Origin of the sequence: Pseudoalteromonas sp. NCIMB 1079 (genome assembly GCF_040567695.1) — a bacterium.
GTDB classification, from domain to species: Bacteria; Pseudomonadota; Gammaproteobacteria; order Enterobacterales; family Alteromonadaceae; genus Pseudoalteromonas; species Pseudoalteromonas distincta.
This window is the reverse complement of sequence record NZ_JBEWZA010000001.1, coordinates 221,297-247,327: the sequence shown is the minus strand read 5'-3', so window position 1 is coordinate 247,327 and position 26,031 is coordinate 221,297. Positions and strand designations below refer to the sequence as shown.

20 protein-coding genes are annotated in these 26,031 nt (G+C 39.2%); 5 read left to right on the top strand and 15 right to left on the bottom strand.

Annotation, left to right across the window (positions count from 1 at the left end; all coding sequences use genetic code 11):
* Nucleotides 1-49 precede the first annotated feature (49 nt).
* Complete coding sequence (locus ABX891_RS01110; RefSeq protein ID WP_354628758.1) at nucleotides 50-2,992, top strand: TonB-dependent receptor domain-containing protein; 2,943 nt, start codon at nucleotides 50-52, stop codon at nucleotides 2,990-2,992.
* A 284-nt stretch (nucleotides 2,993-3,276) separates the two neighbouring features.
* Here the strand turns inward: ABX891_RS01110 and ABX891_RS01105 are convergent, their stop codons facing one another.
* The gene (locus ABX891_RS01105; RefSeq protein ID WP_165744884.1) at nucleotides 3,277-3,750 is read right to left on the bottom strand and encodes a Dps family protein; all 474 of its coding nucleotides are present in this window, start codon (nucleotides 3,748-3,750) and stop codon (nucleotides 3,277-3,279) included.
* Between the two features lie 335 nt (nucleotides 3,751-4,085).
* Here ABX891_RS01105 and ABX891_RS01100 point away from each other — a divergent pair, with 335 nt between their 5' ends.
* Complete coding sequence (locus ABX891_RS01100) at nucleotides 4,086-4,295, top strand: hypothetical protein (RefSeq protein ID WP_354628757.1); 210 nt, start codon at nucleotides 4,086-4,088, stop codon at nucleotides 4,293-4,295.
* On the opposite strand, the gene ABX891_RS01095 is transcribed toward ABX891_RS01100, so the two are convergent.
* Both ABX891_RS01095 and ABX891_RS01090 read right to left on the bottom strand, forming a co-directional pair.
* Nucleotides 4,292-4,897 carry an alpha/beta fold hydrolase gene (locus ABX891_RS01095; protein ID WP_004334986.1) on the bottom strand — a complete coding sequence of 202 codons (606 nt, stop codon included), beginning with the start codon at nucleotides 4,895-4,897 and terminating at the stop codon, nucleotides 4,292-4,294. The two genes, ABX891_RS01100 and ABX891_RS01095, sit on opposite strands and share 4 nt — an antisense overlap.
* Before the next feature lie 183 nt (nucleotides 4,898-5,080).
* Nucleotides 5,081-5,617, bottom strand: a complete 537-nt coding sequence (locus ABX891_RS01090; RefSeq protein WP_165744885.1) for a YaeQ family protein — start codon at nucleotides 5,615-5,617, stop codon at nucleotides 5,081-5,083.
* A gap of 91 nt (nucleotides 5,618-5,708) precedes the next feature.
* On the opposite strand from ABX891_RS01090, the gene ylqF reads away from it, so the two are divergent.
* The 3 genes from ylqF to fusA all read left to right on the top strand — a co-directional run bounded on the left by ylqF (nucleotide 5,709) and on the right by fusA (nucleotide 10,157).
* Nucleotides 5,709-6,653: a ribosome biogenesis GTPase YlqF gene (ylqF, locus tag ABX891_RS01085; protein WP_007377881.1), complete on the top strand. Its 945-nt coding sequence runs from the start codon at nucleotides 5,709-5,711 to the stop codon at nucleotides 6,651-6,653.
* 487 nt (nucleotides 6,654-7,140) lie between these two features.
* On the top strand, nucleotides 7,141-7,866 hold the full coding sequence (locus ABX891_RS01080) for a response regulator (RefSeq protein WP_222714700.1): 726 nt from the start codon (nucleotides 7,141-7,143) through the stop codon (nucleotides 7,864-7,866).
* 206 nt (nucleotides 7,867-8,072) lie between these two features.
* Nucleotides 8,073-10,157, top strand: a complete 2,085-nt coding sequence (fusA, locus tag ABX891_RS01075) for an elongation factor G (RefSeq protein ID WP_024605154.1) — start codon at nucleotides 8,073-8,075, stop codon at nucleotides 10,155-10,157.
* Between the two features lie 453 nt (nucleotides 10,158-10,610).
* On the opposite strand, the gene ABX891_RS01070 is transcribed toward fusA, so the two are convergent.
* The 12 genes from ABX891_RS01070 to ubiB all read right to left on the bottom strand — a co-directional run bounded on the left by ABX891_RS01070 (nucleotide 10,611) and on the right by ubiB (nucleotide 26,031).
* Nucleotides 10,611-11,921: an IS4 family transposase gene (locus ABX891_RS01070; protein ID WP_309167426.1), complete on the bottom strand. Its 1,311-nt coding sequence runs from the start codon at nucleotides 11,919-11,921 to the stop codon at nucleotides 10,611-10,613.
* Between the two features lie 133 nt (nucleotides 11,922-12,054).
* On the bottom strand, nucleotides 12,055-14,016 hold the full coding sequence (gene mdoH / locus ABX891_RS01065) for a glucans biosynthesis glucosyltransferase MdoH (protein WP_024597082.1): 1,962 nt from the start codon (nucleotides 14,014-14,016) through the stop codon (nucleotides 12,055-12,057).
* A complete protein-coding gene (locus ABX891_RS01060; RefSeq protein ID WP_004334974.1) occupies nucleotides 13,988-15,607 on the bottom strand; it encodes an OpgD/OpgG family glucan biosynthesis protein in 1,620 nt (539 codons plus the stop codon). Before ABX891_RS01060 ends, mdoH begins: the two co-directional genes overlap by 29 nt.
* A gap of 331 nt (nucleotides 15,608-15,938) precedes the next feature.
* Complete coding sequence (locus ABX891_RS01055; RefSeq protein ID WP_354628756.1) at nucleotides 15,939-18,668, bottom strand: ExeM/NucH family extracellular endonuclease; 2,730 nt, start codon at nucleotides 18,666-18,668, stop codon at nucleotides 15,939-15,941.
* Between the two features lie 127 nt (nucleotides 18,669-18,795).
* The gene (gene hemB / locus ABX891_RS01050) at nucleotides 18,796-19,806 is read right to left on the bottom strand and encodes a porphobilinogen synthase (RefSeq protein WP_354628755.1); all 1,011 of its coding nucleotides are present in this window, start codon (nucleotides 19,804-19,806) and stop codon (nucleotides 18,796-18,798) included.
* Nucleotides 19,807-19,818: 12 nt separating this feature from the next.
* A complete protein-coding gene (locus ABX891_RS01045; RefSeq protein WP_354628754.1) occupies nucleotides 19,819-21,672 on the bottom strand; it encodes a sensor domain-containing diguanylate cyclase in 1,854 nt (617 codons plus the stop codon).
* On the bottom strand, nucleotides 21,672-22,457 hold the full coding sequence (locus tag ABX891_RS01040; RefSeq protein ID WP_182197636.1) for a TatD family hydrolase: 786 nt from the start codon (nucleotides 22,455-22,457) through the stop codon (nucleotides 21,672-21,674). Before ABX891_RS01040 ends, ABX891_RS01045 begins: the two co-directional genes overlap by 1 nt.
* On the bottom strand, nucleotides 22,457-22,972 hold the full coding sequence (locus tag ABX891_RS01035) for a hypothetical protein (protein ID WP_354628753.1): 516 nt from the start codon (nucleotides 22,970-22,972) through the stop codon (nucleotides 22,457-22,459). The genes ABX891_RS01040 and ABX891_RS01035 overlap by 1 nt, the downstream gene beginning before the upstream one ends.
* A 1-nt stretch (nucleotide 22,973) precedes the next feature.
* A complete protein-coding gene (gene tatC / locus ABX891_RS01030) occupies nucleotides 22,974-23,714 on the bottom strand; it encodes a twin-arginine translocase subunit TatC (RefSeq protein ID WP_024604418.1) in 741 nt (246 codons plus the stop codon).
* 48 nt (nucleotides 23,715-23,762) lie between these two features.
* Nucleotides 23,763-24,095, bottom strand: a complete 333-nt coding sequence (gene tatB, locus ABX891_RS01025) for a Sec-independent protein translocase protein TatB (protein WP_004334956.1) — start codon at nucleotides 24,093-24,095, stop codon at nucleotides 23,763-23,765.
* 5 nt (nucleotides 24,096-24,100) lie between these two features.
* The gene (gene tatA, locus ABX891_RS01020) at nucleotides 24,101-24,349 is read right to left on the bottom strand and encodes a Sec-independent protein translocase subunit TatA (protein ID WP_004334954.1); all 249 of its coding nucleotides are present in this window, start codon (nucleotides 24,347-24,349) and stop codon (nucleotides 24,101-24,103) included.
* Between the two features lie 80 nt (nucleotides 24,350-24,429).
* Nucleotides 24,430-26,031, bottom strand: a complete 1,602-nt coding sequence (gene ubiB, locus ABX891_RS01015; protein ID WP_354628752.1) for a ubiquinone biosynthesis regulatory protein kinase UbiB — start codon at nucleotides 26,029-26,031, stop codon at nucleotides 24,430-24,432.

Sequence of the window (26,031 nt, the reverse complement as noted above, 5' to 3'; positions counted from 1 at the left end):
TCCGCGAAGTAACCATTTAGTTACAAAAATAACAATTCAGGGGAATTATATGACATTAACTAACAAAGGTAGCGCGCGATTATTTAAAAAATCGTCGTTAACAGTTGCGCTAAGCAGCGCGATACTTGCAAGCTTTTCATTTCAAGGTGTGGCTGCAGAAGATGACGAAATAACTAAAATAGAACGCGTACAAGTTACAGGTTCTCGTATTCGTTCAGCTGAGGCAATGTCATCGGCTCCTATTCAAGTTGTAGATAGTGCTGCTATTGATGCATCAGGGTCGTTAAATATTCAAGACTTATTATTAGAGAACCCTGCATTTGGTACACCAGCTATTAGCCGTACTAACTCAAACTTTAATACCGCAAGTGCGGGTGTTGCTACTGTTGATTTACGTAATTTAGGCTCTAACCGCACATTGGTTTTAGTGAATGGTCGTCGTTATGTATCAGGTGTACCAGGTAGCTCTGCTGTCGATTTAAATACTATTCCGAGTCAATTCATCGAACGTGTTGAAATTATGACAGGTGGTGCTTCATCTGTTTATGGTTCTGACGCTGTTGCTGGTGTAGTTAACTTTGTACTAAAAGATGATTTTGAAGGTATTGAATTCGAAGGCCAATATGGTGAATCAAGCGAAGGCGATGATGAATCACGCCAATTTAACTTTACCTCAGGCTTATCAAGCTCAGATGGTAAAGGGCACGCGATGTTCCATCTTGGGTATTCTGATCAAGGTGCTGTTTTTTCACGTGACCGTGACCGCTCGGCAGTAGACCAATTTTCAGGTATCTTCTTTGAAGATGATCCAGTAGCAAACCCGGGCTCTGTATTTGATGCTGTAAGCCCATTTTTATCTTCATTTCCGCCACAGGGTCGCTTTAGCGCTGGGGATGAAACATTTACGTTTAATGATGCAAACACCCTACAAAACTCGTTTAGTACTAACGGTGGCGATGGCGTAGCTGAAAATGGTTTTAACCGAAGTGGCGTACGTACGATAGCGATACCTACAGAACGTTACTTATTTGCCTCAAATGGTAGCTACGAGCTAAGCGACAAGCATAGCTTTTTTTATGAAGGTACTTACGCTGCAACAACAACCGTTTCTGAATTAGAGCCATTTCCTTTTGCCTCTGACGACATCTATGCAAATGGCCAAGTACCAATTGAATTTAATGTAAACGGTGAAATATTGCGTAACGCATTTGTACCTGATGATATATATAACGCAGCAACCGACACCGACGGTGATGGTATGCGTGATATCTTTTTTGCAAAGCGCTTAAGTGATATCGGTAACCGTGGAACACGAGCTGAGCGTGACACATTCCGTTTAGCGCTTGGTTTTCAAGGTGAAATAGCAGATGGTTGGTTCTACGATACTTACTATGTATACGGTAAAACAAAAGAGCAGCAAGTTTCTGGTGGTTTAGTTAACGTACAAAGCTTTCGTCAAGGTTTAGAAGCTGTTATCGATAGCCAAGATTTAGATGGCGATGGTATTACTGATGAGGCTATTTGTATCGATGCGACAGCACGTGGCTTTAACTGTGCGCCGGTAGACATTTACGGTTTCAATTCGCTATCGCAAGGTGCTATTGATTTTGTAAGTGCACCTAGCTCACTTTCAACGTCGGTTGAGCAAGAGATTATTGGTGGTAATATTTCAGGTGATTTATTTGAACTACCAGCGGGTGTTGTAGGTATCGCTGCTGGTTTTGAATACCGCGAAGAGTTCTCACGCAGTGAATTTGATGCTCTACAGCAAGCTGGCCTTAATGCGGGTAATGCTATTCCAGCAACAGAAGGCTCGTTTGACGTAACTGAGTATTATGTAGAAGCAAATATCCCTGTGCTTGATTCTGTAACAATGAATGCAGCAGTTCGTTTGTCTGACTACTCAACAGTAGGCAATACTGAAAGTTGGAACGTGGGTGTAGACTGGGAAGTAATGGATAGCTTACGTTTACGTGCTACCCGTGCACGTTCAACGCGTGCTCCAAATATTGATGAGTTATTCTCTCCACCTTCACAAACTTTCCCAAGTGGTTTAAACGATCCATGTTTAGGGGTTACTAATAGTGGCGGTGGTGCCGCAGGTGATGCTTGTCGTACAGATGTTGGTGTTACAACTAATATCGCCTCAAATGGCGAGTTCACGCTTAACCAGTCTGACTTACAAGGTATTAGTGGTTTTAACCGTGGCAATCAAGATTTAAAAGAAGAAGTTGGTGACTCTGTAACAGTAGGTTTAGTATTTACACCAGAAAATCTAATATCAGGCCTAGACATTACGCTTGATTACTTTGATATCGAAATTACAGATGCAATCGTATCAACACCTCGTCAGTTTATTCTTGACCAATGTTATGGTGGTGGCGATACAAGCTTTTGTGACTTTGTAACTCGTCGTAGTGCGCCATCAGGTAATAATAGTGCTGGTTCACTAGAGTTTATTGACAGTGGTGTATCTAATAGTGGTGGTTTAGGTACAGAAGGTGTTGATTTAACACTAACGTACTCTACTGATATTGGCCCAGGTGCGTTTAGAACTCGCCTTGCTTATACTTACCTAATCGATGGTTATAGCATTCCACTTCCGGGCGCTGATAAAGATGAGTTTGCTGGAGAAATTGGTGCATCAGAGCATAAAGCTAACTGGAACTTTGGTTATAAACTTAACGACTTTGATTTTAACTGGAGCTTAACTTACATTGGCGCTGCAGACTTTGATGATCAATTCTTAAGTGGTTTTGGTATTGCTCCAGGTGGAGTAGGGATTGGTTCCGTAACATATCATGATGTTCAAGCAAGTTACCATATCAGCGATTCAACAGAGCTTTACGCTGGTGCGAGTAACTTATTTGATAAAGAGCCACCACGCATTTTATCGGGTGTAAGTGGTTCAAGCACGGGTACTGAAACGGATGCAGGTACGTATGACCCAATTGGGCAATCATCCTACATTGGTTTTAGAAGTAAATTCTAACCAACAATAACGATACTAACTATAGTTACTTAATTAGTTACGTTCACAAAGCCTCAGTATTGCTGGGGCTTTTTTATTGGAAAAAATAATGCGGCAGTAATTTTTTATACATCGTTTATCCCAATATATAAGTATTGTGCCCACTTAAACCCAAAACAACGCCACTGGTAACAGGGGCGTTGTTTAGTATGGGGAGGAGGCTAATATAGTAACCGAGTCGCTTGATTATTTAACGATTTATCCCTATTTGTGCCCTCTTCATTGAGGGTTTTTTTTGCTTAACTTTAGTCTAAGTAAGCTTTTAACATCCAAACCAGCTTTTCTTGCTCTGAGATGTAATCACTCATTAGTGAGGCTGTACCTTCATCGTCTGCATCACCAGCTTGAGTTAAAATTTCACGCTGCATGTGAATTAATGTACTGTAACCAGCAAGTAGGTTCTCTACGGCTGTAACGCCATCACTAATACCTTTAGCTTCTTTAATTTTACTTACTTCAAGGTAATCAGAAAATGCATGTAGAGGTGCGCCATCTAACGTTAAAATACGTTCTGCAACTTCATCTACTTTTAGAAGTAATAAGTTATAAATTTCTTCAAACTTAACATGTAGTTCAAAAAAGTTACGGCCTTTAATATTCCAGTGAAAACCACGCGCATTCATGTACTGAATTTGGTAGCTGCTTAATAGCGTATTGAGTGATTTTACAATGTCATCACTTTTAGCACTGTTTAGACCTATTGCGTTTACCTGTGACATAACTTGCTCCTTGAATAACCGTTGATTTGTGAACTTGTGATAAGTATTACTAATTTCGATAAATTAGTAAATTCGTTTAAATGTATCTAGTTAATAGTTTTAACCTATTAGCTGTTTTTGATACCTGTATTCACTTTAGACTATTAATAGAAATGGGACTGATTAATAAAAATACTACCCCTCAAAAATAAATAAAACTCAAAAGTATATAAATCATGATCTAAAACAAATTTTATTCAAGGTAATAGCTTAGGTATTTTTTTATTGATGTAGGTCAAAAATCATCCATCCTAACGGCGCATAATAATATTGTCGAAATAATTAGGAGAGATAACATGCATGAAAAAACAGCAAAACAAAATAAAGCAGAGTTAATTGTGGTAGGAATTGCAGTCATCGCATTTGTGCTTGGGTTAGTAGCGCACTTAGCGGGTGCAAGCTTTGCGAACTCAGATTTTTTTGGCTACATTGCGGCGCCGATTCCACTTATATTGGCAGTGGTATTTTTAATTAGTTATAAAATAGCAGCCAATGCTGAGGATTAATCTTTCTCGTTTAAGCACTTTAAAATGTAATCGAGTACTTGGCGCGAGTAAATCATACTGGTATGGCTTAAATGAAACACTTTGTGTTCGGCCATACCTTTAAGTTTGGTTTCATCTAGTAATACGGTGCCATCTGACTGGCTACCTTTGACTATTAAAGGCATAAGCCCAATAGGTAAATCGCCTGCGATACTATAAAGCTTAGCTTTAAAAGGCCAATTACCATTTTTAGTAAGCAAAAACTCAACACTATTTTTTAAAAATGATTCAAACCCTTTTTGCTTCATTTTTTGCGCTATATGGCTGCCTTTATGTGGAGTACCCAGTGTAATTACCTTCGTAATATTCTGGCTAGCAGGAGAGTTTGCCTCTAGGTAAGCACGTGCAATAAGCCCTCCCATTGAGTGGCATACAAGCGCTGCAGGTTCGTTAGAAATACACTCATCAATTTGTGCAAATATGGTATCGCGGTGAGGGTCGAGCGTATTGTAGGTAATGTTTAATACCGTCATACCCGACTCTTCAAGTCGTGAACAAAGTGGGCGCATAACAAAGCCAGACATATACAAGCCATGTAAAACAATAACGTGTTTAACTTTCATATGCTCCCTAATACCAATTTTATTAAAAACATGATCATCCTAGCGTATTAAATAATCCGCTACCTGCGTTAAAAATTATTTATATAAAACAGCTATATATCATAATTTTCGCCTTGTTATCGACTTATTTATTTGTCGCTATAATACATAACTAATTTAATGCAATTGGTATAACTACCGTAATTACATTAACTTTAGCGGTTTTATTTCAATATTGGTTTTATCGGTATTTACCCATACTTCACCATCTTGAATGGTAATGGCGAGCTTAATTCCACGATCAACCAAAGCAGCAAGTGCTTGTGTTGCTGCGTAATCAAGGCTAAAAATACTTAGATTTTTAAATTCATACAATTTAGGTTGATGTTTTTGCCACCAAATTGCTTGATTGTTTTCACCATAAGTATACAGCACCACTTTTTTAGATTTATTACAGGCTTTTTTAAGGCGTTTCTCATCTGGTAAGCCAAGTTCAACCCATAGTTCTATTTCTTCACTATAGCTTACATGCCAAAGTTCAGGCTCATCATCAGCACTTAACCCTTTAGTAAATTCTAAACCATCACAGCTATTTAGCGCAAAAGCGAGTAAGCGAATCATCAACCTTTGGTCGGTTTCTGATGGGTGTTGAGCCAAGGTTAAATTAAAATCTTGATAAACGTGGCGGTCCATATCGCTAAGCGATAACTGCACTTTCATAATGGTGGATTTAAGAGCCATAACAACTAATCTGAAAAAATTTGCGCCAGTATAGCGCAATTAAATGAATTGCCAGTTAAAATAGCGGTTAATTATACGTTAGGAGTTAAAAATGGCTATCCAGTGGTTCCCTGGGCACATGAATAAAGCCCGCAATGAAATTAAAGAAATAATGCCACAAATGGATGTGATCATTGAAGTGCTTGATGCGCGCATTCCCTACAGTAGTGAAAACCCGATGGTGGCAACCTTGCGTGAAGGTAAGCCGGTCATCAAAATTTTGAACAAAGCTGATTTAGCTGATCCTAAAATGACTCAAATCTGGAAAGATTATTTTGAGCAAGAAAACGGTGTTAAAGCGATTTCTTTTGGGCATGATAAAGCAGCTGAAGTACACCGTATTAATGAGCTTTGTAAAAAGCTAGTGCCACATAAAGTGGGTGCAGATAAGCAAATTAAAGCCATGATCATGGGTATTCCTAACGTGGGTAAATCTACGTTAATTAATGTATTGGCTGGGCGTATAGTTGCAAAAACAGGTAATGAGCCTGCTGTTACTAAAGCGCAACAACGCATTAAGCTTGAAGACGGTATTATGCTTTACGATACGCCAGGTATGTTGTGGCCAAAAGTAGAAAACGAAAACTCAGGTTATCGCTTAGGCGCCACCGGTGCCATTCGTGATACAGCACTTGAGTATGAAGAAGTAGCAAGTTACACAGCTGAGTACCTATTGCGTGCATACCCTGAGTTATTAAAAGGGCGTTATAAAATAGATGAATTACCAGAAAGTGATTGGGAATTTGTTGAAATGGCGGGGAAAAAACGCGGCTGTATTCGTGGTGGCAATCAAATAGACACATACAAAATGTCTGAAATACTAATCAACGAATTACGCGACGGTATTATTGGCCGTATTACTATGGAAACCCCGCAAATGCGTGAGGAAGAAGAAGTAATGGTTGCTGGTTTACGCGCTGCAGCAGAAGCTAAAAAGGCAGCTAAAGAAGAAGAGAAAAAACAACGCCGAGCACGCGCACGTAAAAACCGTCGTTAATTGATTTAGTTTAATTTAACCAACTAAATTACAGACATAAAAAAAGCCCGTAAGGGCTTTTTTAGTTTCATATCTACCGTCACCGATATGAGCAATGTAGCAAGTAAAATAGTAGGGCGGTTACTCATCATCAACATCAAGGGGCGTTGCGGTTCATAACAAGTAACCATAGCTGTTTACGTGCGCCACACGTTGTTTCAGGGTCGAGAAACAAATCAATTCATTCCTTAACAAGTGGTATGCAATCCGTCTTGTTGATATTGATTATCAGTTAGATCTAACTGCCTGTCAACACCTAAATACAAATAATTCTTATTATTGATAAGTTTGTTTTTTATTCATATATAAATCGGCTAGTGAGTACTAAAGTACATGCTTAATTTCATAAAAATTTAGACTCATGCGGCGGTACGTTAAAAATTGGTGAGTCAGACCTACTTGGTGCAAGACTAAGTGTTTATATTCCAAAATAATAAGAGCATTAAACATGACTTATTCAGTAGTAATAATTGAAGACGAAGTAGAGGTAGCACAGCTTTTAGCGCAGTACTTGTTATTACCAAATGGTATTGCAGGCAATCAAACGCCAAAGCAAAGTTTAAGGCAAGCACAGTATCAGGTAGTGGGCATTGCAGGTAATTTAAGCACGGCAACAGCTTTGCTGCATGCAATTGAACCTGATTTAATTTTACTCGATATACACCTGCCTGATGGTAATGGCTTAGATTTGTTAACTGATTTACGACGACGAACAATTAAAAGTGAAGTTATGCTGCTCACGGCTGCAAAAGAGGTTGAAACCCTTGAAAAAGCAATGCAGTTAGGCGCATGCGACTTTTTAGTTAAGCCATTAATGTTAAACCGACTAGATCAAGCACTTGCACGTTTTGAATCACGTCAGCAATGTTTTTCTGATGCAAGTGAAGTAACGCAGTCAATGGTTGATACGTTATTTGGCTCAAAGCAGCAAACCAACACGTCTGTTCGTTTACCAAAAGGGGTCGACCAACTTACCCTGCAAAAAATACATGATGCTTTTGTAGAGCACGCAACCACTGCATTTACTGCTCAGCAAATGGGCGATTTGGTCGGTGTTAGTCGCTCTACAGCACGTCGTTACTTAGAGTATTTGCTTGAATCAGGTAAGTTAACAGCGGATCAAAGTTACGGCAGTATTGGCCGCCCTGAACGTTGCTATAAAATAGCGAAGTAACTTGGTGTATCTGAAACTTAAGTATTAAACGCTATTAATTTCAATGTCTTGTGATTTTTTTGTTATGTTTGATATTTAATAGATTCTGACGATAAAAAAAATATGTTGAATTGATTGCATTTTAAGCGGCTTGTATGGTGATGTTCGCATTAAGTGATGTTATACTCCTGCCGAATAATTTATCGACTTTATTAAGAGTAAAATTAATGGCAGATTTATCGAAGTACAGAAACATTGGTATTTTCGCGCACGTTGATGCGGGTAAAACCACAACTACTGAGCGTATCCTAAAGCTTACAGGTACTATCCACAAAAGCGGTGAGACACATGATGGTGAATCGACTACCGATTTCATGGAGCAAGAAGCTGAGCGCGGTATTACTATCCAGTCTGCGGCAGTAAGCTGTTTCTGGAAAGATCACCGTTTTAACGTTATCGATACTCCTGGACACGTTGACTTCACCGTTGAAGTTTACCGTTCACTTAAAGTATTAGATGGCGGTGTGGGTGTATTCTGTGGTTCTGGTGGTGTTGAGCCACAATCAGAAACTAACTGGCGCTACGCGAATGAGTCAGGTGTTGCACGTATCATCTTCGTAAACAAATTAGACCGTATGGGTGCTGATTTTTACCGTGTAACAGCGCAAGTACAAAAAGTACTTGGTGCTACTCCACTTATCATGACTTTACCAATCGGTATTGAAGACGAATTCATAGGTGTTGTTGATGTTTTAAACAAAAAAGCATATGTTTGGGATGAGACAGGTCTTCCAGAAAACTACACTATTGAAGACGTTCCTGCAGACATGGTAGAGAAAACTGATGAATACCATGAAATGCTTATCGAAACTGCTGTAGAGCAAGACGATGACCTAATGGAAGCGTACATGGAAGGTGAAGTACCTTCTATCGAAGATATCAAGCGTTGTATCCGTAAAGGTACTCGTGACCTTGCTTTCTTCCCTACTTACTGTGGTTCTGCGTTCAAAAACAAAGGTATGCAATTAATTCTTGATGCTGTTGTTGACTACTTACCTGCTCCAACAGAAGTTGATCCTCAACCTCTTATGGATGAAGAAGGTAACGAAAATGGCGAATTCGCAATCGTATCTGCTGACGAACCTTTCAAGGCGCTAGCATTTAAGATAATGGATGACCGTTTTGGTGCATTAACTTTCGTACGTATCTACTCAGGTAAGCTTAATAAGGGTGACACTATCCTTAATGCGTTTACTGGTAAAACTGAGCGTGTTGGCCGTATGGTTGAGATGCAAGCAGATGAGCGTAAAGAGCTTACTTCAGCACAAGCTGGTGACATCATTGCTATCGTAGGCATGAAAAATGTGCAAACTGGTCACACTCTATGTGATCCTAAGCACCCAGTAACACTTGAGCCAATGGTATTCCCAACTCCAGTAATCTCGATTGCTGTACAGCCTAAAGATAAAGGCGGTAATGAGAAAATGGGTGTTGCTATCGGTAAAATGGTTGCAGAAGATCCATCTTTCCAAGTTGAGACTGATGAAGATTCAGGCGAAACTATCCTTAAAGGTATGGGTGAGCTTCACTTAGATATCAAAGTTGATATCCTTAAGCGTACTTACGGTGTAGACCTTATCGTTGGTCAACCACAGGTTGCTTACCGTGAAACTATCACTCGTGAAATCGAAGATAGCTACACGCATAAGAAACAATCTGGTGGTTCTGGTCAGTTTGGTAAAATCGACTACCGCATCAAGCCAGGCGAAGTTGCTTCAGGCTTCACGTTTAAATCATCAGTTGTTGGTGGTAACGTACCTAAAGAATTCTGGCCTGCAGTTGAGAAAGGCTTTAAGTCAATGATGGGCGAAGGTGTTCTAGCTGGCTTCCCAGTATTAGACGTTGAAGTTGAACTTTTTGACGGTGGTTTCCATGCCGTGGATTCATCTGCAATCGCGTTCGAAATCGCTGCTAAAGGTGCTTTCCGCCAATCGATCCCTAAAGCGGGCGCACAACTTCTTGAGCCAATCATGAAAGTTGACGTGTTCACTCCAGAAGATCACGTTGGTGATGTAATCGGTGACCTTAACCGTCGTCGTGGTATGCTAAGCGACCAAGAAGCTGGTTTAACTGGCGTTCGCATTAAAGCTGACGTTCCGTTATCAGAAATGTTCGGTTACATTGGTTCACTACGTACAATGACATCTGGTCGTGGTCAGTTCTCTATGGAGTTCTCACACTACGCACCATGTCCACAAAACGTAGCTGACACAGTAATCGCTGCAGAAAAAGAGAAAAAAGCTGCTAAGTAATTAGCTCCTTAACTCTTTAAAAAAACCCGCACATGTTGCGGGTTTTTTATTACCTATAATTTGGTTTTATTTTTTATAGTTTTTTATAACTGCTCCTTATTACTGATTAGTCCTATATTTATAATTAATGAAAAGGTACTAGAGCAATTTATTTATATTGTTACAAAGCAGGGATTTGCTATACACGTCTATGCACAGAGCGTTATATCAATAGTGAGGAAATTACTGTTGTATCATTTAGCTCGTTTTTTCTTTTCACTATTTTTAAGTAGAACTGGAGAATGGTAAGGTTTTTCATTTTTATAACTGGCAACTTGATGATGAAACGCAATCAGCTATTTCTAAAATGTACTGTAATAAGTTAGCTAAAAAAGTAGAAAATATTAGCGGCAAATGTAGCGCATGATTTTTTAATTTAGATAGAAAAAAGGAGCAATTAATTGCTAATGCCGTTCACTTAAGGTGAGCGGCTTTTTTATTTCTAGCGTACCGCTGTGGTCTTGGCTTGACTGCACGAGGAAAACCTCGATCCCTTCGAGGCTCTAGAATTAGGCTTTCTGCCATCGCATAAAAGTATTTTAATTGACGTGGTATGGCTCCAGGTGTTGAATAAGGTAATCCAACAAGCAACCTCATTATTTGAGCTAAACTACCATTGAAACTCAGTTGGTACGGTAAATAATCACCTTTTAATGTGTGGCACATTTTTACCATCTGATATCGCACCATATTATAAGTAAGCAACACTCCCCACAGCTCTTGCTTTACAAGCGCTGGTAAGCGACTTCTTAATGTTAATCGATTGCCCAGCATATATTGCTTTTGTTCCCGATAACCAAGCTCTATCTCCCAGCGGTGACTGTACAAATCACCTATATCGGCTGATAGATATCGCATCGGATCTGTCATAGATGTCATCACACTATATGATTTCCCCTTTATTTTTCGAGTCACTAACCTCGCGATTAAGGTGTTAGGCAGCGTTGGCCACATCTTTCTTGCTCTTGGGTTGCTGCTAAGTTGGACTAATTTATCATTACGCCCTAATGTTTGAATAACTTCATATTGCACATTTTTTTTCAGGGGGATTAGCCAATGGCGTTCACTGCCAGTTGTTTGCCATTTATGTAAAAGCCCTAAAGAATAGAAACCTTTGTCGAATAAAGTGAGACTGTTATCGGGTGTGGTTTCTATAAGCTTTTCAGCCAGCACCATTTCATTGACCTTGTAATCATCAAAAGCACTCCCCGTGATTAGGTGGCTGCTTAGCTCCATTTGACACACCATTCTGACCTGTGGGTATTGTGTATTAGTCGGTTTTGTAAAGGCTTCATTGTTTTGGGGTGAGTCATCCGTACGCCAAACGACACCATCGACACCAAGCAAGGTAAGCCCATTCCAATGAGGATGATTAGCGTCATTATTCCAATGCCTTTGGGTGCATTCAAATAAGGCTTTCATGGCGGCTTCACCTAGGTTTTTACGACGCTGAGTTAAAGCGCTTGGCGCAACAAATGGCTTACCATCGCGGTCAACAATGTCGAGCATATTAACGACATCGGCCATCGATTTGTCATTATAAATAACCATCCCGATCAACAACCAAGCCATCGATTCTAGGGTTAGTTTTCTTTTTCGTAGTGTAACGGTTTCGGTCAGTGCATAGGCTTCTTCGATAAGAGATAAAGGGAGTAAGTCTGCGAGTGTTTCAACGTCATTAGGTTTGATGTTGTTAATAATATCGAGAGCATTAGAAAGTTGCATAAAAAAATCCGAATTCTACAAAAGAATTCGGATTCTTACATACCTAGAAGATCGTTCAAGTGCTATTAACTAATTCTTAAATGATCGGCATTAGCAATTAATTGCTCCTTTTTTGTTTTTATTTTATAACGCGCTAATTAAACTTTTTTATAGCCTTAGCTTTTAGCGCTTTCATCTTTAGCCTGCGTGGCTTTTTAAAAGATTGTATAGGCATTGATACCATATGCTCTTGTGGCAGTGCCGGAATTGTTTGTGGGTAAGTTCCTTCCTCTGGCACGGAAATCTCTTTTAGATGTACTTTAAGCGCCTCTAGAGTTGAGTCGTTATCAACTTCACTAGGGCAAATAAATATACCTAACTTTCTTAGCTGTACGCCGAGTTTGATACTACTGGTATAACGGATAATTGGAGCACCTAATACTAAGCCTAATAATATAGGTGATAGCCACCAAAAGAATACAGGTGTGAAGTAGTAGGCTGTGCTGCCCCATGCTATAGCCACAATAGTAGAGAATAACGTATAACCAAACGCTTCTTTCCACGGGACCATACGACCTTCGCGCGGTTGTGCATCCCACTTCACTTTTTTACCTAAAAATACGCAAAGTACAAAGTAAGCATGAAATACCATCATTAATGGCGCAACAATAATAGCAAATACGGTTTCAATGATTGAACCTAGTATGAGCTTAATTGAACCACCAAAGCGTTTGTTTCTATGTATTAGGGTGACTATTACGCCCATTAATTTAGGCATTAATAAAATAACAATAGTTAAATACAAGAGTGAATCAATAAGATCGGTTTTAGCTATTTGCCATGTAGGAAATAATTGATAAACACGGTTAAAGTACACATCACTATTTAATGCGCGCGTTACTGCATCAATAGTACTTAGCGCTAGCATTGAGAGCCAAATTAGTGATGAAATATAAGCGGTTGCACCTAATAGAAAGTGCAGCTTACTCATTAATTTTAATTTAGATGACGATAGTAAACCTAAGTGCTGAATATTACCCTGCACCCAGCGTCTATCGCGTACAGCATAATCTAGAATATTACTTGGTACTTCTTCGTAGCTGCCTTCAATGTCTGATAGTAATAGTACATCCCAACCTGCACTATGAAGTAGTGATGCTTCTACAAAGTCATGACTTAAAATCTCACCGCCAAAGGGTGCATTACCTTTGAGTGTTGGCAAGCCACAGCACGTTATAAATGCTTCAACTCTAATGATTGCATTATGACCCCAGTAGTTGGCTTTATCTGTTTGCCAAAATGCTGAGCCAGTAGCGAGCATTGGGCTATATAGCACTGACGCAAACTGTAAAAAACGACCAAAAAAGGTATCTTGACGAACAGGTATTGGAATCGTTTGGATCAGGCCTGCTTGTGGGTTGTTTAGCATGCTTGTAGTAAGTTCTAACATACATTTACCGGTCATTACGCTATCTGCATCAAGCACAATCATATGGTCGTAATTACTTCCCCAGCGCTCACAAAAGTCGGTTAGGTTACCTACTTTGCGGTGTTTGTTATCTTCGCGACGACGATAAAAAACATGCTTTGCTGTATCCCCTAAACGTTCGCACAATGCATGCCATGCACTTAGCTCGTTTTTAACTATTTGAGGGTCTTGTGTATCGCTTAATAAATAAAAATCAAAATTATCAAGCTGACCAGTTTCTTTTAACGATTGTAGACTTACTTCAAAGCCCGCGATAACACGGTGGGTATCTTCGTTATAAATAGGCATTACAACGGCGGTTTTCTGAGCGTTAATTGCCTCGTTATTGAACTCAATTGGTTTAATACGTTTTAACGTAAGCGGGTCAATTCGAAACAACTGTAGTACAAAGCCGATTGTGCCACTACAAAAAGCCGTTACAATCCAAGCAAATGTGATTGAGAATAATACTAAAAGGGCATACTCAAGTAATGTCATACCGTTTGAGCTTAAAATCTCAAACATAATAGATATGCCGTAGCCAGATGTGCCAAGTGCCGCAATGGCAAATAGCCATACTCTTAGTGTTTTGAATGGCATTGGAGTGCCCCTACCTTTATTACTTGATGTCATTTGGGTACCAAACATAGCTCCATACCTCGCTAATTTCTTTGTCACGTAGTTTTAACGATAAACGCATATCAACGGGTTGATCGTCCTGTGGTGCAATTTTAAAGGCTACACGCCATCCACGTGAATCCGGAAGTTTTTGTACATTCACGTCGGTTACTTCGCCTGTTGTAAGTTGAATGTCGGCATCTAGTTTTAACTGTTTAGACAGTTGATTTATTTCTGAACCAGTAAAATCAACAGTAAATTGGCGGTGGCTTTTTGGTGGTGGGTTGTCCTCACCTGGTAAAGCGGCGCTACCAATTCTTGTACGTAGTACACGTGCTTTCTCGTGCTGAGTTAAAACTGAATTAAAGGTGGTCATTTTGTAGCTTAATTTTAATGAATCTCCGGCCTTCATTGGTTTTTCTGGTACCCAGTAACTTACGATATTGTCGTTAGTTTCTGTATCAGTCGGTATTTCTACAAGCTCTACACGACCATTTCCCCACTCACCTTGTGGTTCAATCCATAGGCTAGGGCGGTCGTGGTAATGTGCTTCTGTGTCTAGATAGTTATTAAAGTCTCGGTCTCGTTGAGCTAACCCAAAACCTTTTGGGTTATTGTACGAAAATGAAGTAACGCTGAGTTGTGATGGGTTGTTAAGAGGACGCCATACCCACTTGTCATCAGCAGATTGAGTTAATAGGCCATCCGAGTCATGAACTTCAGGGCGATAGTCATCAAAAAATTTGGTGCTGTTTTCGCCGTGATAAAACATACTCGTTAATGGTGCTACACCTAGTTTTTTAATATCTTTACGCGCAAAAATCTGCATATCAACATCAACTAGCATATTAGTTGTAGGGTCGACGCTAAATTTGTACGCACCAGAAATAGATGGACTATCCAACAATGCAAAAATGGTGATTTGTGTTTGCTCTGGCTTTGGTTTAACTAACCAAAACTCTTTGAACATTGGAAATTCTTCACCCGAATTTTCAGCAGTATCAATGGCAAGGCCTCTTGCTGATAAGCCATAAACTTGTTGAGGGCCAACGACTCTAAAATACGATGCTCCCTGAAATACCATTACTTCGTCTTTATACTCGTTAGTATTTAATGGGTAATGTAAGCGAAATCCAGCATGGCCTAGTTGAGTGCCCGCCACACTTTTAGCTATTTCTTCTTGTAGTGGTGCAGCAGTGCCATCGTATTGGTAAAAGTCAGTGCTGAAAGGTAAGCGGCTACGTTTAGAGTCGCTATCAACAGTATTTATTGTTACGGGGGTTTTATATAAAAAACCAGGGTGGAATAATTGCAGCTCGTACAAGCCTTCATCTTTCCATACCGCTTTGTCTTTTTTAAATCGAATTGAACGGTAGTCTTGATAATCAATATTATTTAGTGCTTCAAGCTCGATGTTTTTAGGTGCCACATATTCTTCGCTTGCTAACTTTTTAGCGCGAGCGCTAATTACATCAAATAAGCTACTTTGTGGAATTGCTACATCAACAGTTGCAGCAATCGCTTGGTTGCTATTGCCCCAAGTCGAAAAAATAATAAGTAGACCCAGTAGTGGTGCTGATTTTTTTTGCCATTTAGGCAAGTTTTGGGTTAGTTGTTTCATTCTCATTCCTTTATAAAAACACGACTTATTTTTACGTTTAGGGTAAATATTGATTTTGTTTTGTAAGTATCTTCTAATTTACTTAAAGCAAAATGTGAACCCTTATAAAAGTTCATATTTTTCAATAGGAAAAACCAATATACATAAGTCATCGAGGTTTTTGTTGTGTAAAATTCACTCAATCTTATGTAGTTGTTGCTTATTAAGTACTAGAAGACTCACTAATCGTATGAACATATTACGGGGAGTTTAATGAAGCTTGTCTGAATTACATTTGTATAAAATAAAAAAGCCGCAAAAGCGGCTTTTTAAATGTTGAGATTAAAGTTGGTTATTTCGTTTTGAATCTACGCACTATTGATAGTGGTGCTAAAAGAAGTGATAACCATAATAATGAACCTGAATCGTCATCATCAGAGCTCGTTTCAGTGATGTTAATTGTAACTGCTACCGAATCAGACACGTTATCTGCGCTATCTTTTGCTTGCACTGATAGTGCAATTGTACTTTCAACGTCAAAATCAAGTTCACCGGTTACAATAAGTTGACCTTGTTCATTAACTGTAATTATCTCACTACCCGACACTATAAATTCAACCGCTGGCGATACATCCGCATTCGGATCACTGAATTCAAGCGTGCCGATAATTGTGTCAATTGCGCTATTTTCATCAATTGAAAAAACTTGGTCAGCAGCAATTATTGGTGTTTGTTCCTCAGGAGTTAAAATTACCTCAGATTTAATATCAATAATTACAGGGTCGTGATCTGATGCACGGTATGCACTTTCAGAGTACAAGCTAGATTGTTGACCTTCGCTTTTAAACTCTACATTGTAATCAAGCGAAATAGGTTCATCAGCATTAATATGCCAATCTTTAGCCGATACTACTTTGCTAAGTAACGATGCACTTGCTACAGCATGGTCAAGGCTACCTGCACGACCAGAGAAGCTATAAGAGTAACCAAGTTTATTGCCATCAAGCTCTGCAACTACACTTTTATATCCTTTATCTGCAAATGCACGTATTGGATCTTCCATTGCGTAAGCATTCATATCGCCGACTAAAATAGTATCTTCATCATTAACACCGGTTGGTTTGCTATCAAGCCAATCTGCGAATGCATTAGCACCTTCTGTGCGTATTTCATTCCAACAGCCTTGGCCATCACCTGAATCTGCATTGTTTCCAGAAGCACTACCACAGCTTTTAGATTTAAGGTGTGACACAGCAACAGTAAATACTTCGTCAGTTTCTATTGATTTAAAGCTTTGTGCAATTGGAGCACGGTTACTAAAATCAAATGGAGTCTCAGCCGTAATAGCAGCAGTACCTACTTCTTCTACCTTGTTAGCACGATAGATAAGTGCGGTAGTAATTGCATCTGTACCAATTTGATCTACATTAAAGTCAACAAATGCATATTGGTTAGCTGAATTAGCTTCGTTTAATGCATTTACTAAGCTTGCAATTGCACTAAATTCACCAAAGCCATCATTTTCGATTTCCATTAAACCAACAACATCGGCCTGGATAGCGCTAATTGCACTTACAATTTTAGCTTCTTGACGAATAAATTCAGCTTCAGAGTCTGCACCACGCGCTGTAGGAAACCCTTCACCTTGGCCATCACCATTAAAGTAATTAAGCACGTTAAAGCTAGCTACACGTAAATCTGCTTCAGCATTAAGTTCAGGCGCATCTTCATGTGCATTTGTTGCAATAAACGAAGGCGCTACCGTTGGGTGGATTCTGTAAAGGCTAAAGCTATAAGCAAGTGCTCCTGTAACAGTATTAACAGTATCGCCAGTTCGTAATGTATTTTCTGCCGATAAGCCTGGAGTTGGATAAGCTGTAGGGTCTAAGTTTTGTACTGTAGAGCCATCATCTATTAAAATCTTTTTAAGTAGATTTTCAGTTTCAACTGCATTAGCAGCATCGCCAGGTAACGCAACCTGGGTACCTTGGTACAAGCGCTCTGTTGCTAATTCAACTTCACCATATCGACCAAGACCAAAGTTATTAGTCACTACTAATGGTTGCTCTAATGTGACTAACATACCTTCAAAAGCTTCTAAATCAGTTGTATTAGCTAAAGGTAAAGTGATTTTTGTAGCTGCTGCAGCTAAACCAGTGCCACACACCGCAACTTGGCTAACACTGCCAATTTGTGTTGCATCAAAATATTCTTCAACAGTACCTTGTACACGTACATGGTCGCCTACATTCACGTCAGTATCTGCAAAATATACAAATACACCTTCAGAGGTAAGTGGATTTGCATCTATATCAGCAGCCAGTGAGTTAACAAAAAAGCCTTTTAATTGTTCATCACCTTGAAAATCGGCGCTTACAACACCTTCAAGTTCTACTAATGTACCTACAAGTGGGCTAGCAGAGCCGTCACCTTGAATAGCATTTATTAGTGTTTTTTCTGCACCACAAACTAGTGGTTCAAGTGGCTCTGGTTCAGGGTCTGGCACAGGAGCGGTACCGCCGTTTCCTGTGTGTGAACCTAATCCATCAAAGGTGTCAATATCAAACTGTTCCCATTCTTCGCTAGGATCAAAAATGGCTGTCGAGTCAGTTCGGCCCGTGGTAATGCTATCTTTTCTTCGCAGCGTTTTGTTAACCGTAGTTACACCCCCTTCAGACCACTCTGAACCCGGATCAACGCCAACTTGACCAAAACTATCAACAATTACACCGTCTTTAGTTAAAACAAGGGCATCATCACCGTTATAGTAGGTTACTGTGCTGGTTTCATCTGCAATATCAAGTATTGCAGCTGCTGCACTGGGGTTTGAAATAATGTAGGTGGTATTGGCGGCCAATGTTCCGGTTAAATCAATCGAGTTGCCAATCGAACTGCTACCATTTGAATAGAGTCCTAAAGTATAACCTTCAAGAGAAAGCTCCGTATCAGCATTATTATAAAGCTCGATTGCTTTATTATTACTGCTTCCTTCTATATATTCTGAAATGATTAGATCAGCGGATGCTGGTGCACTGAGACTTGCTATAACAAGTGCGAGTGGTGTTATTTTTGTTTTAAACATTTTTTTATTATTCCCGTGTATTAATCCCAAAATGGGACACCAGTTTAGAGAATAAATATGACGGAAATAATACAAAAATGTAAATGAACGTAAACAAAAGGCGGTTTAACCGCCTTTTAATAAAAAATTACTTTTTAGCTAGATATTTTGCGGCTTGCTTAGCAAAGTAGGTTAATATTCCATCGGCTCCTGCACGCTTAAATGCAAGTAAAGATTCCATTATTGTAGCCTCTTCACTTAACCAACCGTTATCAATTGCTGCTTTGTGCATTGCATACTCGCCACTTACCTGATATGCGAAAGTAGGTACACCAAATTCGTCTTTAACACGCCGTACAATATCTAAATAAGGCATACCGGGCTTTACCATAACCATATCAGCGCCTTCTTGTAAGTCTAATGCGACTTCACGTATTGCTTCAGCAGAGTTTGCTGGATCCATTTGGTAAGTTTTTTTATCAGCACCTTTTAAGTTACCAGCAGAGCCTACAGCATCTCTAAATGGGCCATAGTAGCTAGATGCGTATTTAGCTGAGTAGGCCATAATTCGAGTATGAATAAACCCATCAGCTTCAAGTGCTTCGCGAATAGCGCCAATACGACCATCCATCATATCAGAAGGGGCAACAACATCAGCACCAGCTTCTGCATGGGAAAGTGCTTGTTTAACTAAAATTTCAGTAGTGACATCATTAATAACATAACCTGAATCATCAATAATACCGTCTTGGCCATGCGTAGTGAAAGGGTCAAGTGCTACATCAGTAATCACACCCAACTCAGGAAAAGCTTCTTTTAACGCTCTTACGGTACGTTGTGCTAAGCCATCATCGTTATATGCTTCTTCGGCAAATAATGATTTTTTATCCGCAGGTGTTACTGGAAAAATAGCAACGGCAGGTACGCCAAGTTCAACGAGTTCTTTTGCTTCAACAAGCAGTAAATCAATTGATAGGCGCTCAATACCAGGCATTGATTCAATTACCTCGCGGCGATTTTTACCATCAAGTACAAATACAGGGTAAATTAAATCATTTACGCTAAGCTGGTTTTCAGCCATTAAGCGGCGAGAAAAGTCGCTGCGGCGCATTCTGCGCATGCGAGTATACGGGAAAAGGTCTAATCCTGATTGGGCCATATTAATATGCTCCTACTGTGGTAATGGAAAAGTGATTACTTGATTACGGCCATGTTGCTTTGCGTAATAAAGTGCTTTGTCGGCGCACTCAGTAAAAATTTGAGGGTTGCTAACATCATCAGCAATACTGGTGTATACACCAGCGCTAATAGTAAATTGAATATCATTATTGGCAACCGTTACAGTACTTACTGAGATATCAGCTCGTATTTTTTCAGCTATGTCTTGTGCGCCTTCACTAGGGGTATTAGGTAATAGCACAACAAATTCTTCACCGCCATAACGGGCAACTTCATCGAGTGGTCGTTTTAAATGGTCTTTTATAAGGTCAGAAACTGCTTTAATAACTTGATCGCCAATGATATGGCCGTACGTGTCGTTGATATTTTTAAATCGATCTATATCAAGCATAACAATGCTAAGCGGCGTTTGTTCTCGACGAGAGCGACGAAGCTCCATTACCAGTTTTTTATCAAAAAAGCGTCTGTTTTTTATTCCAGTCAATGCGTCTTCAGTATTTAGTAACTCAAGTGAGCGGTTTTTTTCTTCAAGCTCTCTAAGCGTTACTTGTAATTCAAAGGTGCGTTCGTCCACCTGGGATTCAAGTTCTTGGCGAGTTTTTTCTTGTAATTTTAAGCGCTCTTTAAGTAGTGTATCTTGTGCTGTGTTTTCAGCAATCAAGGTCTGTTGGGCAATCACTTCTTCATCGCGTTGTAAAATAAATAACTTCATTACGCTGTAGCATAAGCAAAAAGTGTAACCAAAAAAGCATGCAAATACAAATGCGAGCGTACTTCTGTCAAAGGCGTATAGGCCCATTACTGCAACAGTAAAATAAAGCATTACCACCAAGAAAAAAACCAATACAAGTAATAGTGCTTTGTTTGGTTTAGAAGGCGTTAAACGCACGCACATAAACGTAGTTACAATATAAAAGCCTAAAACGATTGGAGTAGTGATTAAACAAAATAATGTAACTATGTTGTTTGGAAGTAGCCAAATAAATAATAACGAAATGGCTAAAGCGTTAACTACAACTTTTTGAATAGTTAGCAGAAGAGAGGGCCTGGGATGGCAAACTTGCTTCTGCAAAGGCAAAAACATTAAAGTGATAAGCATAAGTAATATAGGGATCATAACTTGCTGTAATGCAGGCAAATTAGGATGAACGTACCTTAAGCCAAAACCACAAAGGTAGGCTAATACACTACCTAATGTGAGAGATATAACCCCAGCATAAACAAAATAACCTTTACGTGAAAAACCATATAAAACTATGCAACTCACACCCAAAGAAAATATAAAACCAATCAATAAGCCATAGAGTAAATTGAGTTTTCCTTTGTGTGCCAAATAAGCTTCTGGTTGCCACAGTGTTAAAGGGACTCGCAAGCCTGAACTATTCGCCACTTTCATTATAATAAGCGTTTCGCTATTTGCAGGGCTGAGCAGTTTAACTAATAAAGACTCACTTTTAATTTTGCGCTTATATAAGGGGTAGGCATCACCAATTTGAGTATAAGAAAGTAATTGCGAGTTATGTAATTGATATACTTGAACGTGGTTTAGCAAAGGATTGTTTAGTGACAATATTTGCTCAGTATTATAACTAAGTGTGTTTTTTATTTTAAATTTTATCCATACAGGACGCTGCTCTAGTCCTAAATTAAGGGGTTTTCCTGTGTTTTTTTGCCACTGTATATGGCTACTTTGTTGTGCGCTTAATAGCGACGTTGGTTCAAAAGAGTAATACAGGTTATTAATGTTTTGAGAGTTAAAATCGTGTTTTATTATTACTGGGTTTGCGAAACAGCAAAAAGTGAAAAGGAATACTAATAGGCTTAAAAGTGCCTTTGCATAGGCCATTAACGATCTTCTAAACCAAAAACACGGTGAAAGTTTTCTGTAGTTTTACGGGCCACAACTTCTTCATCTATTTTATAAAGTTGTGCAACCGTTTGACAGATATAAGGAAGCAGGGCAGGTTCATTTTTACGTGATTTAGGTTTTGGCTTAACTGTTCGTGGAATTAAAAATGGTGCATCAGTTTCTATTAATAATCGATCTAGAGGAATGCTAGGCACTAGCAGTTGTAAATCTTTTCCACGCCTTTCATCACATACCCAACCCGTTATACCAATATATAGACCTAAATCTAAATATTGCTTTAGAGCTGCTGAGTTACCCGTAAAGCAGTGGAGTACACCGCGAATATTAAACTCTTTTAATATACTTAACATGTCGTCACTTGCATCACGCTCATGCAAGTAAACAGGTAAATCTAATTTTTCAGCAAGTGCTAATTGGCGCCTAAAAACACTGCGCTGTACATCGCGAGGCGAAAAGTCGCGGTTATAATCAAGACCGCACTCACCAATAGCAATAACATGCTTATTATTTGCAAGTATAGTTAGTTGTGCTTCTAGTTCATTAGTGGCTGATTTTGCATCATGCGGGTGAATACCCGCCGTAGAATATTGAAGATGCTTTGTTGCAAGATCAAGTGATTGCTGACTGCTTGCAATATCACAACCAATAATAAGCATATTTGTAACACCCGCTTCATTGGCACGGGTAATTACATCGTGATGCTGCTCATCAAATTGATGATTAGTTAAGTTAACTCCAGCATCAATTAACGTATATGACATTACTTAGTACGTTTAACGCGAATAGAGCGGTTTTTACCGTCTACTTTAAGCAAAAATGAGTTAAATACGCCACGGCTAATTACAACGGAATCGTTTTCTTTTAAACGCATACTGTCAGAGCCAATTTGACGCCATTGTTGGCCGTTATCTAGCGAAATAATTAACTCGCCATAAGCTGCTTCTTTCACTGAAGTAACCATAGCTTTAATTTCAGTCTCTTTTTCTATCTGTGATTCTTTGTGCTCTAAGCCAAAATCGTCAGTTTTTTCCTTTACTTGCATTGGTGCAGCAGCTACGACTTGAGGTACATTGTTAGCCGTTGGTGGGGTGAGCGTTTTTGTTATTGTTGGCTTTGTTAGTGATTTACCAGCAATTGTATTGTCATAGCAAAGCAATCGGTTAAAGTCATTTTCAATAAAGCTACATGCCTGTAACGCTTGAGTATTAAACTCTGTTTGCGCAGCAAAAGTCGGTGCGCTTAATAAAACCAATAGTGAGAGTAGTTGTTTTTTCATTTTATTCCTCAGATTCTTTTTGTGGTTTAGCGGTATAAAACTTTGCTAAAATTAGACCTAGTTCAAACAGAAGAAGCATCGGAAATGCTAGCAATGTTTGTGATAATACATCAGGCGGTGTTAAAAACATCGCGACTACAAAAACACCCACGACGATATAAGGGCGCTTTTCTTTTAAGCTTTTTGTTGTTGTTGCGCCACTCCAGCATAGCAACATAATAGCCACAGGAATTTCGAAAGCGACGCCAAATGCAAAAAACAATTTTAATACAAATCCTAGATAGCTAGCGATATCGGGTGCTAGAGTCATCATTTCGGGACCTGTACTTGTAAAAAAACCTAATATAATTGGTAGTACTGCAAAGTAGCAAAAAGCGATACCCCCATAAAACAAGACAACGCTTGAGATTAGTATAGGTATTAGCATTTTCTTTTCATTCTGGTACAAGCCAGGAGCTATAAACCCCCAAATTTGATGAAGTATCCATGGAGTAGATAATAAAGCCGCAACAAAAAAAGTAAGCATCATAGGGACTATAAAAGGGTCACTCACATTTATAGCTATCATGGTCGCGCCATTAGGTAAATGAACTACTAATGGTGCAGCTATAAGTTCGTAAATATCATCTTTAAAATAAAACAGCGCGATAAAAAATAATAAAATGCTCAATAGCGCTTTTATTAGCCGATCACGCAACTCAATTAAATGCGCTACAAACCCTGATTTTACTTCCTCAGCCATTATTTTTTATACCATGTAGTAAGTTGACCACAAAGTGAGAAATAAATTTCACTTTTTCTCATCAATTTGTTGGTTATTTGATGTATCAGATTGTTGTTTCTTGTAGCTGTGAGTAACTGATTCAGCCGCTTTTTGTAGCTCTGTTAGTGAGCTTTGTAACTCAGGGCTTAAATCTTTTAATTCTTGCTGTTCTGCTTTTTTAAGGTTTTCGTGCAGCTCATGAATGCGAAGCTCTTCACTTACTTCGGCTTTTACTGAGTTGGCAAGTGATTTAGCGGTTTTAACCCATTTACTCACTGTTCTAATCGCAACAGGTAAGCGCTCAGGGCCGAGCACCACTAAACCAACAATAAAAATAACAACAAGTTCCCACATGCCCATACTAATTAAACCTTATTGTTATCTTTGTTTTTTTCAGTATCGGTTGAGTTGTCAGCAGTGTTTTTTTCTGATTGTTGAATTTGCTCGGATTTCTCTTTCTCGCTCATTTGATCATCCGACATTGCTTTTTTGAAGCCCTTTACAGCGCCCCCAATATCGCCACCCATACCGCGTAGTTTTTTTGTGCCAAAAAGTAAAACTATGATCGCTAAAACAATTAATAATTGCCAAATACTAATACCACCAAAACCCATGGTTTTCTCCAATATATAAAACGGTTAAATGTTTATTTTAAATACTAATTATACGCTCACTAGCGCAAATAGCACCCAGTTTATGCGCTGCGCCATGCCGCTATAAAGCTAATAGCCGATAAGCTTATTGCAAGACTTGCAGCTATTAAATCGTGCTGTAAATAACAAAGTGTTGCCATAATCATTGTAGCACTACCAAATAAACTCAATATTAAAGGTTTATGAGATACCTTTTGTTCTTGAGGTTGAATGTGTGGTGCACGCTTTAAATTTTGATAAATTAGATCCGGTAACTCAGGCATTTTTTCAGCCCAAAATGGCAAGTTAGCATACATTTGCTTCAGTACTGATAGCGGTCCAACTTGTTGCTTTACCCAGTCTTCTAAAAAGGGCTTAGCTGTTTTCCATAAGTCGAGTTGCGGGTAAAGCTGACGCCCCAACCCTTCAACGTATAATAAAGTTTTTTGTAGTAGTACTAATTGCGGCTGTACCTGCATGTTAAAACGACGTGCAGTATTAAATAGATTTACGAGTACGTGCCCAAATGAAATTTCAGCCAAAGGTTTATTAAATATAGGCTCGCAAACTGTGCGAATCGCAAATTCAAATTCTTCAATGCTAGTATCTGGTGGTACCCAACCAGAATCAACGTGTAGTTGTGCAACTTGGCGATAATCACGATTAAAAAAGGCGATAAAGTTTTCAGCTAAATAGCGTTTATCTTCTTTGCTTAACGTACCAACAATACCGCAATCAATACCGATATACATTGGGTTTTCAGGGTGCTCTCGAGAGACGAAAATATTACCCGGATGCATGTCGGCATGAAAAAAGCTGTCTCTAAACACCTGCGTAAAAAACACTTCTACGCCACGCTCAGCAAGTAATTTCATATTAGTGTTTTGCGCCATAAGTGCATCGGTATCAGAGACGGGTATGCCGTAAATACGCTCCATCACCAGCACATTGCTACGGCTGTAATCACTGTAAACTGCAGGGATGTATAATGAATCAGAGCCTTCAAAATTGCGTTTTAGTTGAATGCCGTTGGCACCTTCTCGCATTAAGTCGAGCTCGTCTAGGAGTGTTTTTTTATATTCTTTAACTACTTCAACCGGGCGCAGGCGTTTTGATTCGTTATGTACTTTTGCAAGTACCTTTGCGAGCTTTTCCATTAGCGCTAAATCGGCATTAATTTGCTCATAAATATTGGGTCTAATAACCTTAATTACGACATCTTGCTCAATACTCTGCTCATCAATAAGTTTTGCTGTATGTACTTGCGCTATAGATGCAGAAGCTAGTGGAGTTTGTGAAAACTCACTAAACAATTCACTTATATCGTTAATTTCGAGCGCTTTTTCTATTATTTTTTGTGCAAGTTCGCCTTCAAATGGTTGAACTTGATCTTGCAAAAACGCAAGCTCTAAAGCGATATCATGAGGGAGTAAATCACGACGAGTAGAGAGCATTTGACCAAATTTGATCCAAACAGGACCCAGCTCTTGCAATGCTAAACGTAAACGAAGCCCTGCCGGTTTTTCTTTGTGCTGATTACGCAGCCAAAATAAACTGCCACGGGCTACTTTACCAAACCAAGGCACTTTATGCTTTGGAATTAGCTCGTCTAGTCCATAGCTAAGTAACGTTTTGGTGATGTTATACAAACGTGTAGTCGACAC

Bases quoted from the DNA above. Each gene is read 5' to 3' on its own strand.
- ABX891_RS01045 (WP_354628754.1), bottom strand. From the start codon at position 21,672: ATGGCCTATGCAAAGGCACTTTTAAGCCTATTAGTATTCCTTTTCACT.
- ABX891_RS01035 (WP_354628753.1), bottom strand. From the start codon at position 22,972: ATGAAAAAACAACTACTCTCACTATTGGTTTTATTAAGCGCACCGACT.
- ABX891_RS01080 (WP_222714700.1), top strand. From the start codon at position 7,141: ATGACTTATTCAGTAGTAATAATTGAAGACGAAGTAGAGGTAGCACAG.
- tatB (WP_004334956.1), bottom strand. From the start codon at position 24,095: ATGGGCATGTGGGAACTTGTTGTTATTTTTATTGTTGGTTTAGTGGTG.
- ABX891_RS01055 (WP_354628756.1), bottom strand. From the start codon at position 18,668: ATGTTTAAAACAAAAATAACACCACTCGCACTTGTTATAGCAAGTCTC.
- fusA (WP_024605154.1), top strand. From the start codon at position 8,073: ATGGCAGATTTATCGAAGTACAGAAACATTGGTATTTTCGCGCACGTT.
- hemB (WP_354628755.1), bottom strand. From the start codon at position 19,806: ATGGCCCAATCAGGATTAGACCTTTTCCCGTATACTCGCATGCGCAGA.
- mdoH (WP_024597082.1), bottom strand. From the start codon at position 14,016: ATGTTTGGTACCCAAATGACATCAAGTAATAAAGGTAGGGGCACTCCA.
- tatC (WP_024604418.1), bottom strand. From the start codon at position 23,714: ATGGCTGAGGAAGTAAAATCAGGGTTTGTAGCGCATTTAATTGAGTTG.
- ABX891_RS01100 (WP_354628757.1), top strand. From the start codon at position 4,086: ATGCATGAAAAAACAGCAAAACAAAATAAAGCAGAGTTAATTGTGGTA.
- ABX891_RS01105 (WP_165744884.1), bottom strand. From the start codon at position 3,750: ATGTCACAGGTAAACGCAATAGGTCTAAACAGTGCTAAAAGTGATGAC.
- tatA (WP_004334954.1), bottom strand. From the start codon at position 24,349: ATGGGTTTTGGTGGTATTAGTATTTGGCAATTATTAATTGTTTTAGCG.
- ABX891_RS01095 (WP_004334986.1), bottom strand. From the start codon at position 4,897: ATGAAAGTTAAACACGTTATTGTTTTACATGGCTTGTATATGTCTGGC.
- ABX891_RS01070 (WP_309167426.1), bottom strand. From the start codon at position 11,921: ATGCAACTTTCTAATGCTCTCGATATTATTAACAACATCAAACCTAAT.
- ABX891_RS01060 (WP_004334974.1), bottom strand. From the start codon at position 15,607: ATGAAACAACTAACCCAAAACTTGCCTAAATGGCAAAAAAAATCAGCA.
- ABX891_RS01040 (WP_182197636.1), bottom strand. From the start codon at position 22,457: ATGTCATATACGTTAATTGATGCTGGAGTTAACTTAACTAATCATCAA.
- ABX891_RS01090 (WP_165744885.1), bottom strand. From the start codon at position 5,617: ATGGCTCTTAAATCCACCATTATGAAAGTGCAGTTATCGCTTAGCGAT.
- ABX891_RS01110 (WP_354628758.1), top strand. From the start codon at position 50: ATGACATTAACTAACAAAGGTAGCGCGCGATTATTTAAAAAATCGTCG.
- ylqF (WP_007377881.1), top strand. From the start codon at position 5,709: ATGGCTATCCAGTGGTTCCCTGGGCACATGAATAAAGCCCGCAATGAA.